Source organism: Allobosea sp. LjRoot237, assembly GCF_964253285.1.
Classification (GTDB): domain Bacteria; phylum Pseudomonadota; class Alphaproteobacteria; order Rhizobiales; family Beijerinckiaceae; genus Allobosea.
The window spans coordinates 1469192-1486897 of the sequence record NZ_CAXUQP020000001.1 but is presented as its reverse complement, the minus strand read 5'-3'; the positions used below and the strand labels follow the sequence as shown (position 1 = coordinate 1486897).

At 63.7% G+C, this 17706-nt stretch carries 15 protein-coding genes; 6 read left to right on the top strand and 9 right to left on the bottom strand.

Annotated features, from left to right (window positions below):
- The first annotated feature begins 11 nt into the window (after positions 1-11).
- Both ACSQ24_RS07175 and ACSQ24_RS07170 read left to right on the top strand, forming a co-directional pair.
- Positions 12-1151, top strand: a complete 1140-nt coding sequence (locus ACSQ24_RS07175) for an ABC transporter substrate-binding protein (RefSeq protein WP_436094020.1) — start codon at positions 12-14, stop codon at positions 1149-1151.
- Entirely contained in the window at positions 1148-1999 is an 852-nt protein-coding gene (locus tag ACSQ24_RS07170; RefSeq protein WP_436094019.1) for an alpha/beta fold hydrolase, read from the top strand. The genes ACSQ24_RS07175 and ACSQ24_RS07170 overlap by 4 nt, the downstream gene beginning before the upstream one ends.
- 190 nt (positions 2000-2189) lie before the next feature.
- Here the strand turns inward: ACSQ24_RS07170 and ACSQ24_RS07165 are convergent, their stop codons facing one another.
- From ACSQ24_RS07165 to ACSQ24_RS07155, 3 genes are all read right to left on the bottom strand, one after another.
- Entirely contained in the window at positions 2190-3293 is a 1104-nt protein-coding gene (locus tag ACSQ24_RS07165; protein WP_436094018.1) for a YeiH family protein, read from the bottom strand.
- A 271-nt stretch (positions 3294-3564) separates the two neighbouring features.
- Entirely contained in the window at positions 3565-4848 is a 1284-nt protein-coding gene (locus tag ACSQ24_RS07160) for an MFS transporter (protein ID WP_436094017.1), read from the bottom strand.
- A gap of 271 nt (positions 4849-5119) precedes the next feature.
- Positions 5120-8734 carry a hydantoinase B/oxoprolinase family protein gene (locus ACSQ24_RS07155; protein ID WP_436094016.1) on the bottom strand — a complete coding sequence of 1205 codons (3615 nt, stop codon included), beginning with the start codon at positions 8732-8734 and terminating at the stop codon, positions 5120-5122.
- Between the two features lie 92 nt (positions 8735-8826).
- Here ACSQ24_RS07155 and ACSQ24_RS07150 point away from each other — a divergent pair, with 92 nt between their 5' ends.
- A complete protein-coding gene (locus ACSQ24_RS07150) occupies positions 8827-9429 on the top strand; it encodes a helix-turn-helix domain-containing protein (RefSeq protein WP_436094015.1) in 603 nt (200 codons plus the stop codon).
- A gap of 138 nt (positions 9430-9567) precedes the next feature.
- On the opposite strand, the gene ACSQ24_RS07145 is transcribed toward ACSQ24_RS07150, so the two are convergent.
- Complete coding sequence (locus tag ACSQ24_RS07145; protein ID WP_436097839.1) at positions 9568-10476, bottom strand: AraC family transcriptional regulator; 909 nt, start codon at positions 10474-10476, stop codon at positions 9568-9570.
- 120 nt (positions 10477-10596) lie between these two features.
- On the opposite strand from ACSQ24_RS07145, the gene ACSQ24_RS07140 reads away from it, so the two are divergent.
- Positions 10597-10986: a nuclear transport factor 2 family protein gene (locus tag ACSQ24_RS07140; protein WP_436094014.1), complete on the top strand. Its 390-nt coding sequence runs from the start codon at positions 10597-10599 to the stop codon at positions 10984-10986.
- A 68-nt stretch (positions 10987-11054) separates the two neighbouring features.
- A complete protein-coding gene (locus ACSQ24_RS07135; RefSeq protein WP_436094013.1) occupies positions 11055-11834 on the top strand; it encodes an MBL fold metallo-hydrolase in 780 nt (259 codons plus the stop codon).
- 75 nt (positions 11835-11909) lie between these two features.
- Here ACSQ24_RS07135 and ACSQ24_RS07130 read toward each other — a convergent pair whose 3' ends face one another.
- The 5 genes from ACSQ24_RS07130 to ACSQ24_RS07110 form a co-directional block, all read right to left on the bottom strand.
- Positions 11910-12203, bottom strand: coding sequence for a hypothetical protein (locus ACSQ24_RS07130; protein ID WP_436094012.1), 294 nt, complete (start codon positions 12201-12203; stop codon positions 11910-11912).
- A 300-nt stretch (positions 12204-12503) separates the two neighbouring features.
- On the bottom strand, positions 12504-13349 hold the full coding sequence (locus ACSQ24_RS07125; protein WP_436094011.1) for a sugar phosphate isomerase/epimerase family protein: 846 nt from the start codon (positions 13347-13349) through the stop codon (positions 12504-12506).
- Between the two features lies 1 nt (position 13350).
- On the bottom strand, positions 13351-14250 hold the full coding sequence (locus tag ACSQ24_RS07120) for an NAD-dependent epimerase/dehydratase family protein (protein ID WP_436094010.1): 900 nt from the start codon (positions 14248-14250) through the stop codon (positions 13351-13353).
- 19 nt (positions 14251-14269) lie between these two features.
- Positions 14270-15145 (bottom strand): IclR family transcriptional regulator, encoded by an 876-nt coding sequence (locus ACSQ24_RS07115; protein ID WP_436094009.1) that lies wholly within the window; start codon positions 15143-15145, stop codon positions 14270-14272.
- A gap of 4 nt (positions 15146-15149) precedes the next feature.
- Positions 15150-16196 (bottom strand): Gfo/Idh/MocA family protein, encoded by a 1047-nt coding sequence (locus tag ACSQ24_RS07110; RefSeq protein ID WP_436094008.1) that lies wholly within the window; start codon positions 16194-16196, stop codon positions 15150-15152.
- A 192-nt stretch (positions 16197-16388) separates the two neighbouring features.
- Between ACSQ24_RS07110 and ACSQ24_RS07105 the strand changes: the two genes are divergently transcribed.
- The gene (locus tag ACSQ24_RS07105) at positions 16389-17660 is read left to right on the top strand and encodes an ABC transporter substrate-binding protein (protein ID WP_436094007.1); all 1272 of its coding nucleotides are present in this window, start codon (positions 16389-16391) and stop codon (positions 17658-17660) included.
- Positions 17661-17706 lie beyond the last annotated feature (46 nt).

Below are 17706 nucleotides of genomic sequence, written 5' to 3'. Positions count from 1 at the left end.
TGGTTGAACGCATGTCCCATCCGACCCGCCGCGCCGCACTGGCGAGGCTAGCAGCGGCCGCGGCGGCGGCGAGTTTCGCACCGGCGCTGCGGGCGCAGGCACCGGTCAGCTTCACCGACATGGCCGGCCGCAGCGTGACCCTGCCGCGCCTGCCGCAGCGGATCGTCCTCACCGAGGCCAATGATCTGCTCTCATTCGCCTTGCTCGATCCTGATCCGGCCGCGCGGGTGGTCGGCTGGGCGGCGCTGCGTCGCTTCGACAACGGCACGTTCGAAGCCTATCGCCGCCGCTTTCCGGCGATCGACCGGATCGAGATCGTCGGCGACTGGTCAGCCGACAGCTTCGCGGCCGAGAAGGCGATCGCGCTCAAGCCCGACCTTGTTCTGATGACGGCTTATCAGGAGCCCGGGCTTGGAAATGGCGACCTGACCCGCCGCTTCGAGGCAGCGGGAATTCCGGTCGCCTTCGTCACCGCCGGCGTGAACACGCGCACCAGCGCGACCGAGATCGCGCCCAAGCTCAGAATGTTCGGCGCGATCCTCGGTCGCGAGCCCAAGGCTGAAGACTATATCGCCTTCTACCAGTCCCATCTGGCGGCGGTCACCGAGCGGATCGCCCACGCCAACCCCACGCGGCCCTCCGTGCTGATCGAAACCTATGCCGGGCTCGGTGAATGCTGCCGGGCACCGGGGCGCCATGGCTGGAGCGAGTTCGTCGAGGTCGCCGGCGGCCGCAATCTCGGCGTCGACACGCCCCAGGCCGGCGGCATGCTCAGCCTCGAATACCTGCTGGCGCAGGAGCCGGAGGTCTATATCGGCAATGGCGGCTCCTATCTCGACGGCAAGGGGCTGGTGATCGGCCCGGGCTACGACCGGGCGACCATCCACGCCTCCCTGCTGCGCCTGACCGAACGGACCGGCTTCAGGGAGATCAGGCCGGTGCGCGAGGGCAAGGTCTATGCGATCTGGACCGTGTTCGCGACGCAGCCGATCAACATCGTCGCGATCGAGCAGATCGCGAAATGGTTGCATCCGGCACTGTTCGCCGATATCGATCCGGCCGCGACGATGGCGGCGATCAATCGCCGCCTGTCGGTGCCGATGGAGGGCATCTACTGGCTCGGCCTCAACGAGCAGGAGCCGGCTCGATGACGGCCCGCGCGCGACAGGCTCTTCCCGGCGATGATGTCGGCGGCGGCTTGCGAGAGTTCACCTTCCACAGTGACGACGGCTGGCCCCTGCTGGCGTGGATCGGCGAGGCCGGTGACGTCCGTCTGCCGCCGTTGGTCATGCTGCATGCCGGCGGCCCTGACCACCACATGCTGCTGCCGCTCGCAGCGCGGCTGGACCAGGGGCGAACGATCGTGCTGCCCGACATCCGCGGCTATGGCCGCTCGCATTGTGCCGATCCGGCGCGCCATCGCTGGTCGCAATATGCCCGGGACGTCGTCGCACTGATCGATCATCTTGGCCTTCGCCAGGTCGATCTGCTCGGCATAGGGCTCGGCGCGACCATCGCGATGCGGGCTGCAATCGCCACCCCCCAGCGGTTTCGCAGGATGGCGCTCATCAGCGTCGAAGACATCGAGGACGATGCCGACAAGGAGAAGGAAAAGGCCTATCTCGCCGCGTTCGCGAGCCGTGTGCGCGAGCAGGGGATAGCAGCCGGCTGGGAGCCGATCCTGGCGCATTTCCCGCCGATCGTCGGCAGAATGGTGCGAGACGCGATTCCGCGCTCCGACCCTGCCAGCATCGCCGCCGCGGCGGCGATCGGCGAGGATCGCTCCTTCCGGCAGCCGGAGGAACTGGTGGCCTTGACGACCCCTACGCTGATCATTCCGGGTATCGACAGTCGACACCCACGCGAGCTCGCCGGGAAACTCGCGAGGATCATGCCAACCGCGGAATTGTCCTCGGCGGCGATGACAGACGAGATGCAGTCGGAGCAAGATTTTGCCGATGCGCTCGCCCCTGAGATCGCGCGCTTTCTCTCTGCTTAAATACTGGAAATCCTCGAGGGCTATGCCGTTCCAGATCCGGACCACCTCGACTGTTCCAGGTCTTCGACCTCTGCTGGGCATCGCCGGCCGACGATCGCGTCGATAACGGCGGAGGCCGTAAGCGGTGGACGCGCCAAGCCATCGTTAACGAGCATGGCCGACGTCACCTCAAACACGTCGCAGCAATGCTTCAAACAACTCCCAGCAGTCGCACCAGCGCGTAGCTGATCGCGCTGAGGGTGATCAGCGAGAGCGTCACCGCGAGCGTGACGCGCGGGCCGGCCTTGGCGACCGTGCGGATATCGACGCCCAGGCCGAGCGCCGCCATCGACACCACCGTCAACGCCTTGGCAGTTGCCGCGACCCCCGGCAGGAGAACGGCCGGAATGGCTCCGGCCGAGCGCAGCGCCGCCATGACGAGAAAGAGGACGATGAACCACGGCACCAGCAGGTGGAGCGGAACGGCGCGGCGCGCCGGGTACTGGCCCGTCGTGATAGCGGGCGCTGCCTCATCGGCCTCTTTGCACAGGCGACCGGCCAGCAGCGACAGGGCGAGCACAACCGGGGCGAGCATCAGGACGCGGACGAGCTTGACCAACGTACCGATCTGCACCGCCATCGCACCGACCGGCGCTGTCGCGGCCAGGACCTGGGGCACCGCATAAACAGTCAGCCCGGCCATGATGCCGAACTGGGTTTCGCTCAGGCCGAGCACCGGAACCAGCAAAGGCAGGCCAAGGACCACCAGCACGCCCAGCACGGCCGTAAAGGCGATCGAAGAGGTGACGTCCTTGCTGCTGGCGCCGATCACGGGAGCGACGGCGGCGATGGCCGAATTGCCGCAGATCGAATTGCCGCAGGCGATCAGGATCGCCATCCGACGCGGCAGCTTCAGCGCCCGCGCGATGGCGTAGCTCGACACGATCGCCACCAGGACGATTCCGGCGATGCCGGCCAGCAGCGCAGGCCCCGCAGCCAGGATCGTCGCGGCGCTGAGCGAGGCGCCCAGCAGCACCACGGCGATCTCCAGGAGCGTCCGGGCCGAATAGACGATGCCTCCGCGCCAGCGCTGGCCGGGTGTCCAGACCGTTCTCACTGCCGTGCCGATCAGGATCGCAAGGACCAGCGCTTCAAGCCAGGCGCGGCCGAAGGCGAACTCTTCAAGGCGCTCGAACAGCTTGGCGGCGAGCGAGACGCCGCTGCACAAGGCGAGGCCCGGCAGGATGTCGCGGGCTTGCCAAACAAGCCTTCCGAGCAAGCCGCGTGAGGCTGCGTCGGTGCCGTGTGCCGTCATTGGAGGACCTTCGTGACGCTGTGGGCGCGCAGCGGCGGTATCGAAATCAAGCAACCTGCCGCTGGGATTGAACCATTCCGTTCGGCACCGCGACCCCACCGCCGGCCGCGGACTTGTCGGGCTGGCGCCATCAAGGAGGCTGGCGCAGCGTCGCGAGAGAGATCTGAGTTTCGCGAGCAGAATATTCCTCCCGAGCCGAAGTCATACTTCGACCCGGGAGGAATTTCTGGCCCAGCACCATGGCGTGATGAAGCTGAGTTCGCTCAGAATTTTAGTGTGCCGTTGAAACCCTGGCTTGGTCGCTGCTCACGCGCGAACTGGAGGTTTCGCGAGACAGAAGGATGGAGATGGTGGTCAATGCCAGCGCGCCAGCCACATACCAGGCAATGGCCATCGGCGTCTGGAATTCGCGCAGCAGCGTGGTTGCGATCAGGGGAGCGATACCGCCGCCCAGGATTCCCGCCAACTGGAAGCCCAGGGAAATGCCGCTGTAGCGGACATGGGTGGGGAAAAGCTCGGTGATGAAGGCGGCCAATGGCCCATACATGAAGGCCCAGCAGGTCATTGCGACGCAGATCGCGACAGTGATCATCGTGGGATCGCGCGTATCGATCAGGGAAAAGAAGAAGAAGACCCAGATCATGCCGCCGATCGACCCTACCAGGAAAACCGGCTTTCTTCCGATGCTGTCCGACAATGTCGCGACGGCGGGAATGACAGCGATCTGGATCGCGGAGGCGATCAGCACGGCGTTGAGTGAAATCGACTTGGGCAAGCCCAGGCGGCTGGTGACATAGGTCAGAACGAACAGGGAGAAGATGTAGAAGGCCACATCGGTTCCGATGCGGATGAAGCAGGCGATCATCAACTGCCGCGGATAGGATTTAAGCAGCTCGACAAGCGGCCGGCTTGTTTTGCGCGTCTCCGACAAGGCTGCGAATTCAGGCGACTCCTCGACGCCGCTGCGCACCCACAGTCCGACGACGATCAGGACGGTGCTCAGGAGGAAAGGCACCCGCCAGCCCCAGGACACGAACTGCTCGTCACTCAGCATCATCGATGTCAACACGATGACCCCGACAGACAGCAGATTGCCGATCGGCACGCCGATTTGCGCAAAGCTCGTATTATATCCCTTGCGCTTTGCATCGCCGTGCTCTGCGGTCATGAGCACCGCGCCGCCCCATTCGCCACCCAGAGCGAGGCCCTGGAGGATGCGCAGAACGATCAGCAGGATCGGGGCGGAAATGCCGATCTGATCGTACGACGGCAAAAGACCGATGCCGACGGTGGCGACGCCCATCAACAGCATGGTTATGACCAGAACCTTCTTTCTTCCGACCGTGTCGCCCATGTGGCCGAAGAGCAATGCACCCAGCGGGCGTGCAATGAAGCCCACAGCGAACGTTGCGAAGGAAAGCAGGATGCCGACGGTAGGATCGTAGCTCGGGAAGAAGATCTTGTTGAAGACGAGCGCGGCCACCGCTCCATAAATGAAGAAGTCGTACCACTCCAAGGCGGTTCCAAGAAAAGCCGCGAACGCGACTCTCCTCATTTTCTTCGACTCGTCACGTGATCCGGATACTCGCATGGATAGGTCCCCTTTTTATGAAGCGAGCCATTCTTGGAGCTCGCGGCTGTCGGGGAACGGTATCAAAGCGCTTTCGTAGAAGTAGAGCGTATATATGCGTATACTTGCGCAGCAGGCCGTCGTTTTACATGCTTTCCGGCATAGGCTCCCATCTGCATCCGGCTCAAAAAAAGAACCCGGGATCGGCTGCGGCAGCCGACCCCGGGTTCTTCGAATGCGACGTGTTTGGGCGAGATCAGACGATCCCGAATCCTCCGCCGCCGGGCGTCAATATCTCGAACACGTCGCCGGCGTGCATTTCGGACTTGTCGCAGCTCATGAGCTCATCGATCCGCCCGTCGCTTCTGACGATGCGGTTGCGCCCGGGCTTGCCGTCCTGCCCTCCCTGAGCTCCCGCCGGCCCATCAAGACGCCGGTTCGATACGATGGCCATGTCGAGGCCCTGCAGGAAGCGAACCCGACGTTTCACACCGTCGCCGCCTTTCCATTTGCCGTCGCCGCCCGAACCGCGGCGAACGCTGAACTCCTCGAGAAGCACTGGAAAGCGCAGCTCGAAGACTTCAGGGTCCGTCATCAGGGAGTTGGTCATATGGGTATGCACCGCCGAAGCACCGGCATTGCCTTCCACGGCCCCTGCTCCACCGCAGATGGTCTCGTAGTACTGGTAGGTTCCGTTGCCGAAGGTGAAGTTGTTCATCGTGCCTTGAGAGCCCCCGATGACTCCCAACGCCCCGTACAGGGCATCGGTTACCAGGCAGGACGTCTCCGGATTTCCAGAGGACACGGCAGCCGGATACTCCGGGCAAAGGAACGACTTTTCCGGGATGACGATTTCGATCGGCCGCAGGCAACCAGCATTCAGCGGGATATCGCGGTCGATCAGCGTGCGGAACACATACAGCGTCGCAGACCGGGCAATCGCAGGCGGCGCATTGAAATTGGTCGGAACCTGCGGGCTGGTGCCGGTAAAATCGACCTTGATCGACTTGCTCTCCTTGTCGATCGAGATCTTGACGTGAACCTTGTGCCCGAGGTCATGGACCGCGGTGTATTCGCCTTCAGGAATACGATGGACAATGGCGCGAAGCTCGGCCTCCGACACGTCCATGATGTATCCGGCATAGGCCACCACAACCTTCTCGCCGAACTCATCGATCAGTTGCCTCAGTTCATCCGAACCACGGATGCAGGCTGCCACCTGGGCCTGGAGATCGGCGATGTTCTGAGACGGGTTCCGTGCCGGATATTGAGCCGTCGTCAGCAGGCGCATCAACTCTTCCAGCGCGAACTCGCCCTTATGCACCAGCCTCATCGGTTCGATGAGCGCCCCTTCTTCATGGATATCGCGGCTGTCCGGCGGCAGCGATCCCGGTGTCTTCCCGCCGATATCAGCCTGATGGCCACGGGCGGCCGTGTAGAAGAGAACCTTTTTGCCGGACACGTCGAACAGCGGCATGATGACGGTCACATCGGGAAGATGCGCTCCCCCCTTATACGGCGAGTTGAGCACAAAGAGGTCGCCCGGCTCCATCGTGTGCGCGAACTCCCTGGCTACGACCTCGACGCTTTCGGACATCGCCCCAAGATGAATGGGAATGTGAGGTGCGTTGGCGATGAGCTGCCGGTCGGCATCGAAGATCGCGCAAGAAAAATCGAGGCGTTCCTTGATGTTTACAGATTGCGCCGAATTGGCCAGCGCATAACCCATCTGGTCGGCGATTGACCTGAAACGATTGTTGAAAAGCTCCAGTTGGACCGGATCCATGCTGCTCGCATCGATCGATTTCGAGCGAGAAAGACCTGTATACCCGAGCTTTAGCGAACCTGTGCTGTCGCACACCGCCTTCCAATTGGAATCCACGACGGTCGTCGAATACGGATCGATGATGATCGCCGGTCCCTGGACTTCCGTACCTTCACCCATCTGTTCCAGCTTGAAGACCGGCACCTGGTGCATTCCGTGGTCGTAATAGAGTTCGGTCGTATCGAACGGCTCGATTGTCTTTCCGACGGACACCCTGCGGCTATCGATGGGCCTATGCGCCCGACGATGCGATCCGCCGGCCTCGATCGCGAGGGACTCGATCACGATCTCGCTTTGCGGACGGTTGAAGCCATAGTGCTTCTGGTGGGCATCCTCGAACGTGGCGCGCAGGGTCTCCAGATCGTCGAAGACGATTTCCAGGCCGGAGCTGGAGCCACGATGACGCACGACGGCCCGGTGGGTGACCGTGATATCGTCTTCATGAACGCCCTGCTTGACGAGTTTTGCCTTGGCGTCTCGTTCGAGAAGCTCGATCTGCCTCAAGAGATAGGCACGCGCATCATTGTCGAAGATTCGCTCGATCGTCGCGCTTTCGATTGCGCGCAGATCGGCCAGCCCCATGCCGTATGCCGAAAGGACGCCGGCGAGTGGATGAACGAAAATGCTTTCCATGCCGAGGGTTTCGGCAATCTTGCAGGCATGCTGGCCGCCGGCGCCGCCGAAACAGCACAAGGTATATTTCCCGAGGTCATAACCGCGTTCGGTCGAGATCTTCTTGATCGCGTTCGCCATGTTCTCCACGGCGATGTCGAAGAAGCCCTCGGCGCATTCGTGCTTGGTCCTTTCGCTCTCGCTCGCTGCATTCACGCGCGCCGTGAGTTCGTCGAAAAGCCGGCTCGAGCGATCCATATCCAGCGGAAGATCGCCATTGGGACCGAAGATACTGGGAAAGAATTTCGGAGAAATCCGGCCAAGCACCAGGTTGCAGTCGGTCACCGTCAACGGGCCGCCATTCCGGTATGCGGCTGGTCCAGGCACGGAGCCCGCAGATTCCGGGCCGACACGGAAGCGCAAGCCGTCAAAGCTGACGATGGATCCCCCGCCGGCTGCGACCGTATGGATCATCATGATGGGCGAGCGAATTCTTGCGCCGGCAATCTCGCTTTCGGTCGTACGCTCGAAGTGTCCAGCGTAATGGCATACGTCCGTGGAGGTGCCACCCATGTCGAAGCCGATGAGGTTTTCTATACGCGACGCGGTGCAGCTCGCAACGGCACCGACGATGCCTCCCGCCGGTCCTGACAAGATGCAGTCCTTGCCCTTGAACTGCGCGGCTTCGACGAGTCCACCGTTCGACTGCATGAAGAACAGCGGTGTCTTTCCAAGCGGCCCGTCGAGGCGCTGGATGTAGGACTGAAGGATCGGCGTCAGATAGGCGTCGACGACCGCAGTTTGTGCGCGTCCGACGAACTTGATCATGCCGCTGCATGCGTTGGATGTCGAAACTTGTGTGAAGCCGACGCCCCTGGCGATCCGGGCGACACTTTCCTCGTGTTCGGGAAAGCGATAGCCGTGCATGAAGGCGATCGCGCAGGATCGGTAGCCTTGATCGTATAGCGCCTGCAGTTTCGTCTGGGCCTTGAGCTCGTCGAGCTGTCGCAGGACCTTGCCGCCGACATCGACACGCTCGTCGACCTCTACGACTGCTGAGTAGAGCTCGGATGGCAGCCGGATATCCAGGTCGAACAGGCGCGGACGGTTTTGGTAACCGATTTGGAGCGCATCGCCGAAGCCCTCGGTGGTAACGAAGACAGTCGGCTCTCCCTGGCGTTCGAGCAGAGCATTGGTGCCGACGGTGGTACCCATGCACACGACATCGATGAGATCCTGGGAGATCGGATCGTCCGGCGACAGGCCCAAGACCTCGCGAATGCCGGTGATGGCCGAGTCCTCGGTCTGTCCCACACGGTTCGACAGCACCTTTTTGACGATGACTTCGCCCGTCGGTGACCAGGCCACGATGTCGGTGAACGTGCCGCCCCGATCAATGCCGAACTTGTAACCCTTGGTCTCTGATTGAAACACAGCCGCTCACCCCTCTTGACAATTGTCTTGTCAAGATCGGGCAACCGGGACATCGTGGTCTACGACGTATATATTCGTATACAAGGCCACCCATGGACTGGGGAACGCAACTTAAACGTTATCGCCGGGCGCAAGGGATGACCCAAGCCCGAATGGCCGAAATCACCAATGTCGAGCAGGCTACGATCTCCCGTTGGGAGCGTGGAACGCACGAACCCGAGTTGGGGATGCAGCGTCGGCTCCGGGATCTCATCTTCGGGCGCGGCATGTCCTCCGACGGATTCATTCTCAAGAACGCAGCGAATTCGCCATTCGCCATGAAAATTTCGACACGACATGGGAAGAATATCGTGGCGTCCGCGACGGCTGCTGCTCTTCATGGAGTCTTGCAACCAGTTCTCGCCGAGGCAAATTATCGTCCGTATTTCACGGCCGAACTTGAAGACAACTGGCAAAAGGCAGTGGAATTGGGTTTCTTCGATGGCGAGATTGCCAATGTACGTGTCTGCAATCGATGGAAGCCGCTGAACGACGGACCTGAAATGGCCTGCGTCTCGTATTGGACGCCAGCTCGCTTGTCGGATGGAGAAATCGTCATGGTCGGCGAGTTTCGCCTGATCGACCTGCAGGAACTTGCGAGCAAGCCGTCCGATGAACGTTTTGTCGTCCAATCCATGGACACCGCCGTCATGTAGGCAAGACAGGCTGCGGCCAGGTGATGCGCCACTGCGTCGAAGCTTAGGTCTCGCCGACAAGGGCGAGGCATTCCGGATCGAGATTGGACTGGCTCATGAACCAGTCCTGCCAGCACTTCAGAATGTCGGCGGTCCCCGCTATTCGTGGCGCTGCTGGAACTCGGCGGGTGTGCATCCCGCCTCGCGCTTGAAGAATTTTGAGAAATTGGTTGCCTCGTCAAAGCCGAGGCTGCCTGCGACCAGATAGATCGGCAAGTCGGTGTGGGCCAGCAGGCGCTTGGCCTCGAGCGCGATGCGCGCAGCTATGACTTGCTTGGCAGTTCGCCCGGTCGCCTGCGCCGCGGCGCGCGTAAGGCTTCTTTGCGTGCAACCCAATGCGCTGGCATAGGCGGCGACCTGATGCCAGGCGGCATAGTTCTGTTCCACCAGAGTCCGGAACTGCGCGTAGCGCTTGTGACCGCGGCTGTGAACTGCCTCGGCCCCGGTCTGCCGATCGTGCAGGACGCTGAGACGGAGGAGCAGTCCGCAGAGCTGATGCCTCAGAAGCGGGTGCAGCAGCGTCGAGGAGATATCTTCCCGGGCGTCCTTTTCCATTCTCCCGATGACTTCAGTCACGGCAGCGAAATCGGCTGCCGGCAGGGACAGATGGTTTGGGAGCCGATCCAATCCAAGCACCGGTAGCAGCTCAGAGTTCGTTTCCGCGAGGGCGGGCAGGAATTCGGCGCGGAACAGTATCAGCCACCCATCCCAGCCTTCGCCGCTGCCGAAGCTGTGCACCTGCCCCGGTCTCAGCACCAGGAGCGATCCGGCCGCGCAGGCGACCGGCTCGAAATCCACCAACTGAGTGGACGTGCCTTCCGTGACGCAGATCAGCATGGGGAAGGTGTAACGATAAGTCGCTCGGATCGCAGCGGGCGTTGCTCGCCGCCACAAATCGGCGAAAGGGAAAACCTCGACATCGAGCTCGAGGCCGGACGGTCGATAATCGAGCCAGGCGATCTTTGCTTCGTCGGCTTGCCTTACCATCGAGCACCCGGTCGTCAGCACCAAAGTACGCGCCAATGTCCGATATCTATCAGAGACCGGCCGCAAAGCACCACGATCTGCTCCCGAGAATTCGTTATCTATCGCCGGCAAGCACTCAAACCGATCCGTGAACGGACTGACATGACCAATATCGACATTGCCAAGGCCTATATCACCGCAGTGCAGACGGGCGATCAGGCGTCGCTCGGAAACCTTCTGTCCCCGGCTGTCGTCTGGCACCAGCCAGGCAACAACCGGTTTTCCGGCACGAAGAACGGCATTGCCGAGGTCGGCGGCATGATTGGTGCGATGATGGAAGCCTCGCGGGGGACCTTCGCCATCAACAGCGCCAGCCGCTACATGGCCAATGGCGACCTGGTCGCCATCGAGATCGAATTCTCGGGCGAGCAAGACGACGCGAAGCTTTCACAGGCCGGCATCGACCTGCTGAGGCTCAACGGCGGCAAGATCGTCGAAGTGTGGCTGTTTTCCTCAGACCCGATCCAAGAAGATATTTTCTGGGGCAAGTAAGCCAGTCTGCGGAAGGCCGTGCGCCTTGGTGCGCGGCCTCTTCCTGCGGAGATTTTCAGGAGCAGCAGATGAACGCAAAGAGCATCGAAATCACCCAGGTGCGCAATGCGACCATGGTCATCGACTACGCCGGCGTGCGTTTCCTGATCGACCCCATGCTTGCCGAAAAAGGAGCCTATCCGGGCTTCCCCGGCACCCTCAACGAGGAATTGCGCAATCCGCTGGTCCCGCTGCCGCTTGCGCAGATTATCGATGTCGACGCCGTACTCGTGACGCATCTGCATCTCGACCATTGGGACGAGGCCGCCGCACAAGCCCTGCCGAAATCGCTTCCGGTCCTGGTGCCTTGCGAGGCCGATGCGGATGAAATCCGGAAGGCAGGATTCACGGATGTGCGTGTCATCGGAGCCGCGACCGCGTTCAAGGGCGTGACCTTGACGCGTACCAGCGCGGTGCACGGGGTCGAGGCGGTCGTGCAGGCTTTCCCGCCGGAGTTCCTGAGGGTTGGCGGAGCCGTCTTCAGCCATCCGGGCCATAAGACCCTGTACCTCGCAGCGGATACCGTCTGGTACGAGAAGGTCCAGGAGGCTATCGCGGCGCATAGTCCGGATGTCATTGTGCTGAACAGCGGCAATGCACAGGCCGCCGGACTCGGCCGGCTCATCATGAACGCCTCGGACGTTCTGGAGGTCCACAGGGCCGCCCCATCGGCGATGCTGATCGACACTCATATGGAAGCTGTCAACCATTGCACCCTGACGCGCTCGGCCCTGCGCAGCTTCGCGGAACAGCAAGGCTTTTCGGACAGGCTTCGCTTGCCCGCGGATGGTGAGAGAATCACCGTGTGATCGACCTCTGGCCGGGCAGCGGCGAGTATTGGCCCTGTCCGGCCGAGGAGCGAACTTTGTTTTGGCAAGCGGCAATCACCACTGCCAGGGCATCAGCCGGCGCTGCAGCCATTGCAGACCATAGGTCAGCGTGACGCCGAGCAGCATGACGACGACCATGTCGGCATACATCTTCTCGGGGTTCAGCACCTCCCAGTAGTAGAAGGTGATGTAGCCGACGCCCTGCTTGGCGCGCAGGAATTCCTGCGTCCCATGCGTGACGAGCACTGGGACTTTTGCGGCGCGGTAGGCCTGTTCTGCATCCAGGGAGACGCCCTTCATGACGGCCGTGAGCACGTGGCGGGGAACCTGGGCGTTGAAGGCGAGCATTCGCTCGAACTCTGCGGGGGTCGGAGCGACGTCAAAGCAGGAGCGCAGGAAAGCGCGCAGCGCGTCAACGCGCGTTCCGAGGTCGGGCGAAGCGGTCGCCGGCAGGTGCCCACGATTCTCCGGAGGGCCCGCGACCGCTTTATCAGCGCATCCACGAAGTTCACGCCGCCCAGCGCGCCGCCTCCGTACTTGGAGAGGTAGTTTCCCACCGGGACGCCAGCCATGCAGGACCGTAGAGAGCCAGCCCGCTCCCGATCTCACACATTCAGGCAGCGTCTTGGCCATGCCGACGTCTTCGGCTCAGGCCGCGAGGCGGGCGTTGGGAAGCGGATCGGAAAAACGCCATCCCGCTGCGGCCAGCGCATGGGCACCGTCGACCAGCCCCGCCAGCGGATCATCGGACAGGATTTCGAGGGCGGCCGATCCCGCAAATCCCTGCGCCGCGAGGGTCGCGCCGATCGCCGCGAAATCGATCGCGCCGGCCCCGATCGGATCATGCCGCCATTGACCGGCGGGGCTGTCGGAGACATGGACGATCCCGAGACGCGGCCCGAGCAGGCGAAGCCCTTCGACCGGGTCCTCCCCTATGGCAAAGGCATTCGCGACATCGTAGACGACGGAAACGTCGTCCAGCCCCTCCTCGCGCAGGAAGCGGTCGATCGCGCCGGCATCGGCGAGCAGCCCCTGCGGATGGTTCTCGAGGATGACGCCGAGCCCGGCGCGGCGCGCCTCTTCGACGATCGCGTGGAAGGCCGGGCGGAAGCTTTGCATCAGTTCGGCATTCGCGTTCGCCAGCAGCGCATGCCGCCGGCCGGAGCCGACGCAGACCCAGCGCGCACCGAGCTCGGCGCAGCGGGCGATGGCGCGGCGATAGGCTTCCATGGAAAACGCGACGACATCCTGCGAGGCGCTGGCGAGATTGATGTCGCTGCTGGCGAGATCGGCCGCGAGCAGATCCATGCCGCTGCGCTCGATAATGGCGCGCAGGCGCCGCGTCCGTGCCGGATCCTCGCGCCACGGATCGAAATGCGGTGGCGTGGCCATGAGCTGGACCTGGGTGAACCCCGCCTCGGCGATGCGCTCGACGGCGGCTTCCGCGCTTTCCTGCCAGACGAAACCGAAGCTGTGGGCCGCGAGCCTGAGCATGTCACAGAGCCCCATCGCGATAATAGGCGAAGGTGCGCTCGATCCCGGCGCGCAGACTGGTGGCAGGCAGGTCGGGGAGGACGTCGCGCACCTCGCCCTCCTCGATCTCGGAAGCCGAGGGCATCGTCTCGCCGCCTCGCCGGATGTCGGCCTGTGGGTTCAGGCGCAAAAGCTCGGCGATGACGTCTTGCGGCGTCGCGAGCGTTCCAACGAGATTGAAGACATGCGCGCCGTCCGGCCGGCGCAGCACTGCACGCTCATAGGCGGCGGCGACATCGTCGACATAGACGAGGCCGGCGGCGCCCTCATACGGAAAGACGTAAGCCTCGCCGAGTGCGGCGGCTCGGCAGGCCAGCGAGGGGCCGGCGCTGAGGCCGCTCTCCCGCCCCGGGCCGTAAACGACGTAAGGGCGGAAAGCGATGCTCGCCAGGCCGTGATCATGCCAATAGGCGCGCGCGCTCCCCTCGCAGGCCAGCTTGAAGGCGCCATAATGCGAGATGGGCACGGGCGTCTGCCCGCCGGAGGGACCATAGACCCCGGCCGTGCTGGTATAGACCACCCGGTCGATGCCGAGCTCGCGCGCCGCCTCGAAAACATTGAGCGTGCCGATCAGATTGATCTGCGCGCCGCGGATGGGGTCGGCCTTGCAGGCCCAGGTCAGCACGCCGGCCAGGTGGATGATGGCGTCGCAGCCTTCAGCAGCGTCACGGACATCGGGGAGGCGGACGATGTCGCCGCGGCGCCATTCGCAAGCCTGCGCCGCCTCGGGACCGGCGATTGCCGCGATCAGGCTGCGGTTCTCGGCGAGATCGAACACGCGGACAGCATGGCCGCCTGCCGTCAGGCGCCGGACGATCCAGGCGCCGAGGAAGCCCGCGCCACCGGTGACGAGAATACGCATGAAGCCCTTGCCTGCATCGTTACGGTGGAGAATCGAAGAATCTCGCCTGCCCGCCTGGGCGCGGCCGCGAGAGCGCCGGCGTCGCCATCATCGCCAGCGACAGCTCGCGCGCGGCGTCCATGAGCTGCGGTGCGAAGCCCAGCATCTTCGCCTCGGTCAGTCTGATATGCGGGCCGGCGATCACAACGACGCCGACGACCTCGCCGGTCTGCGGGCTGCGGATCGGAGCGGCAGCGGCATTCATCCAGGCCGAATAGGTCTGGACCACGATGCTGAAGCCCCGCTTGCGTGCCTGGCGCAGATATTTGAGCAGGGCCGCGCTGGTCTGTGGCGCGCGCGGGCCGAACTCCTCGCGCGAGCCGTAGCCCTGCTTCTCGACGAGGGCGAGCGCCTCGTCCTCGGGCAGGCAGGAAAGCCAGGCGTGGCCGCTGGCCGAACAGGAGAGCCGGGCGGCCTGGCCCATGTCCGGATCGTAGCGCAGGCCAAAGGGCGAACCCTGCGACTTCGCCACCCAGACGAGCTCACGCCCGTCGATCAGGGCGAAGCGCAGGAGTTCACCCGATTCTCGCGCCAGACGGTCGAGCACCGGCTGGGCGAGATCGGTGATACCGACGCCGCCCAGGAAGCTGAACGCCAGCGAGGCGATCTTGGCGGTGAGCTGATAGGAGCCGAGCTGCCGCTCCTGCCGGGCATAGCCGCGCTCGACCAAGCTCGTCAGCACGCGGTGTGTCGCGCTGCGCGGGATGGAGAGGCGCTCGGCGATCTCGTAGAGCTGAAGCCCATGCGCGTTGGCCGCGAGCAGCTCCAGCACGCTCAGCGTACGCTCGAGCAGCCCGCTCGGGCCCGATTCCTGATCGCCGGCGAGGTGTTCTTCGTGGTCGATTCGCTTTGCCATGGGCCTATCCGGAAACCAGCGTGACGCGCCGGCCTGTCTGCGCCGCCTCGCTCACCGCCAGCGTCGCGCGTAACGTCCTGGTCGCATCGGCCGCATCGATGAGAGGCGTCGCTTCGCCCCGCGCCACCTCGCACAGGTGGCGCAACTGCTCGACGTAGGGGCTGGCGCGTACCACCGCAAGCGAATCGCGGGAGATCGGATTGAACCAGCTCCGCTCGCCGCCATAGCGCCAGAGATCGAGGCCGGGCAGCGTCAGCGAGCCCTCCGTGCCGGAAATGTAATGCGAATTCACCGGCGCGGGCTGCGCGGGATAACCCGGCAATTCACCGGAGGCGAGATCCCAGCTCCAGGGCGTGACCGCGGTATCGGAGAGGCTGATCGTGACGAGCGCGCCGTTGACGAGCCGGAGCACGACCGCTGCGGTATCCTCCACGCCAAAACCGCGCACCGCGTTCGAGGTCGCGGCCTGCACGGATTCGATCTCGCCGCAGACGAAGCGGATCAGGTCGATCTCGTGGATCAGGTTGATCAGGATCGGGCCGCCGCCGGGCTCGCGCCGCCAGGCCATCTCGAAATAGCCGTCCGGCTTGAAGAAGGTGTAGAGCACCGAGGCGTTGGTGAGGCGCCCCAGCGCGCCCAAGGCGACCAGTTCGCGCGCGCGGGCGATGATCGGGTTGTGGCGCCGGTGATGGCCGACGAGCACCGGCACGCCGGCGCGTGCCGAGGCCTCGGCCAGCGCCAGCCCCTCCTCGACCGTGCTGGCGACGGGTTTCTCGACCAGAGCGGTGACGCCGGCGGCGAGTGCATCGAGCGCGATCGGCAAATGCGTGTTGTTCGGGGTGGCGACGATCAGCGCCTCCGGACCTGTCTTCTCCAGAAGCGCGGCATGGTCCGCAAACCAGGCGATGCCGCGCTCCTCGCAGAAGCGCCGCCCAGCCTCCGTCGGGTCGGCGATGCCGGCCAGTCCGGCGAATCCGGACGCCTGGATCACGTCGGCGTGCAGGCGCCCGATCGCCCCTGCCCCCACGATAGCGACTGAGAATTGCGACATCCGGCTCCCCGATCCAGCGGCATATGTCCCCTGCCGCGAAGCCGGCGTCAAGAGACTTTGGAATCCAATTCCGATCTTGAAAATAATAATGGAACTCAATTCCACTTGTGCTAAACGGCATCGTCCGACGCGCCTCGATGCGCCGCCGGATCCAATTCGGGACAGCCCGATATCGATGTCTGGGAGGACACAGTGACGGATCAGAAAAAGCAGCCCGAAGGCTCCGTGATCGGCCGGCGCAGCCTTATCGCAGGAGCGTCCTCTCTAGGTGCGGCAGGGCTCATCTCCGGCAAACTCGGCATGCCCTATATCGGCAATGCCGCCGCGGCCGAGCCGATCAAGATCGGCATGATCTGGGCCAAGACGGGCACGATCGTCGACCAGTCGGAATATCTGGCACAGGGCAGCCTGCTGGCGCTGGAGCAGCGCAACAACATGCTGCTCGGTCGCCCCGCGGAGATCGTCTGGCTCGACGAGCCGAATCCGCAAGGCGCGCAACAGAATGCCGAACGCCTCGTCGGCGAGCACAAGGTCGTCGGCATCGTCGGGGGCGCGCTGAGCTCCTTCGCGCTCGCCATCTCCGCCGTGGCGAAGAGGGCGAAGATCCCCTATATCGCCGCCAATGCCGCCACGGGCGAGCTGACCGGGAAGTCCTGCAACAAGTACACCTTCCGCCTGCAGCCCCCGGTCGATGTCCATGCCCGGGTTCTCGCGCCCTATTGCGGCGAGATCGGCAAGAAGTGGTACCTGATGACGGCGGCCTACGCCTTCGGCCAGGACATCAAGCGCGCCTTCTCCGAATACGCGGCCGCCAATGGCTGCACCCTGGTCGGCACGGACGAGGTGCCGGTCGGCACCCCGGATTACAGCTCCTTCATCCTGAAGATCCGCGCCGCCAAGCCCGATGTGGTGATCGGTGGCATCGCCGCCAGCGACCTGACGACGTTCCTCAAGCAGTGGAACGAGCTCGGCATGCGCGGGCGCATCCCCTTCGCCGAGATCTCCGTCGGCAACACCGATCTCTGGGGCGTCGGGCCGGAGGCGGCCGATGGTCTCTATACCCTGACCTGGTACTACAAGAACCCGAACAACCCGCCCGAAGAGCAGGCGATGGCAGCTGCCTACGAGAAGAAATACAACCGGCCGGCCGCCGACAAGACCTGGATGGGCTGGATGGGCATGAAGGCCCTGCTCGACGCGATCGAAACCGCGAAGTCGACCGAGCCCGCCGCCATCGTCAACGCGCTCGAGAAATGGTCGGTGAAGCGCGGCGACCTCGATGTCGGCTATCGCGATTTCGATCACCAGATGATCAGCCGGCTGCTGGTGGCGAGCATCAAGCCGAAGATCACCGACAAATGGGACTATTTCGACGTGAAGGCGGAGCTGCCGGCGACATCTGGCGGCATCGCCCGCGCCTTCGGCAACCAGGCCGAAAGCGCCTGCAAGATGGATTCCCTCTGAGCTGAGGAGCCACAGGCAGCCTTTCCGAACACGGCCCGGGGATGCC

Excerpts from the sequence above, each read along its gene's own strand:
- ACSQ24_RS07135 (WP_436094013.1), top strand. The coding sequence starts at position 11,055 with ATGAACGCAAAGAGCATCGAAATCACCCAGGTGCGCAATGCGACCATG.
- ACSQ24_RS07175 (WP_436094020.1), top strand. The coding sequence starts at position 12 with ATGTCCCATCCGACCCGCCGCGCCGCACTGGCGAGGCTAGCAGCGGCC.
- ACSQ24_RS07140 (WP_436094014.1), top strand. The coding sequence starts at position 10,597 with ATGACCAATATCGACATTGCCAAGGCCTATATCACCGCAGTGCAGACG.
- ACSQ24_RS07125 (WP_436094011.1), bottom strand. The coding sequence starts at position 13,349 with ATGCTCAGGCTCGCGGCCCACAGCTTCGGTTTCGTCTGGCAGGAAAGC.
- ACSQ24_RS07120 (WP_436094010.1), bottom strand. The coding sequence starts at position 14,250 with ATGCGTATTCTCGTCACCGGTGGCGCGGGCTTCCTCGGCGCCTGGATC.
- ACSQ24_RS07115 (WP_436094009.1), bottom strand. The coding sequence starts at position 15,145 with ATGGCAAAGCGAATCGACCACGAAGAACACCTCGCCGGCGATCAGGAA.
- ACSQ24_RS07110 (WP_436094008.1), bottom strand. The coding sequence starts at position 16,196 with ATGTCGCAATTCTCAGTCGCTATCGTGGGGGCAGGGGCGATCGGGCGC.
- ACSQ24_RS07160 (WP_436094017.1), bottom strand. The coding sequence starts at position 4,848 with ATGAGGAGAGTCGCGTTCGCGGCTTTTCTTGGAACCGCCTTGGAGTGG.
- ACSQ24_RS07170 (WP_436094019.1), top strand. The coding sequence starts at position 1,148 with ATGACGGCCCGCGCGCGACAGGCTCTTCCCGGCGATGATGTCGGCGGC.
- ACSQ24_RS07165 (WP_436094018.1), bottom strand. The coding sequence starts at position 3,293 with ATGACGGCACACGGCACCGACGCAGCCTCACGCGGCTTGCTCGGAAGG.
- ACSQ24_RS07130 (WP_436094012.1), bottom strand. The coding sequence starts at position 12,203 with ATGCTCGCCTTCAACGCCCAGGTTCCCCGCCACGTGCTCACGGCCGTC.
- ACSQ24_RS07150 (WP_436094015.1), top strand. The coding sequence starts at position 8,827 with ATGGACTGGGGAACGCAACTTAAACGTTATCGCCGGGCGCAAGGGATG.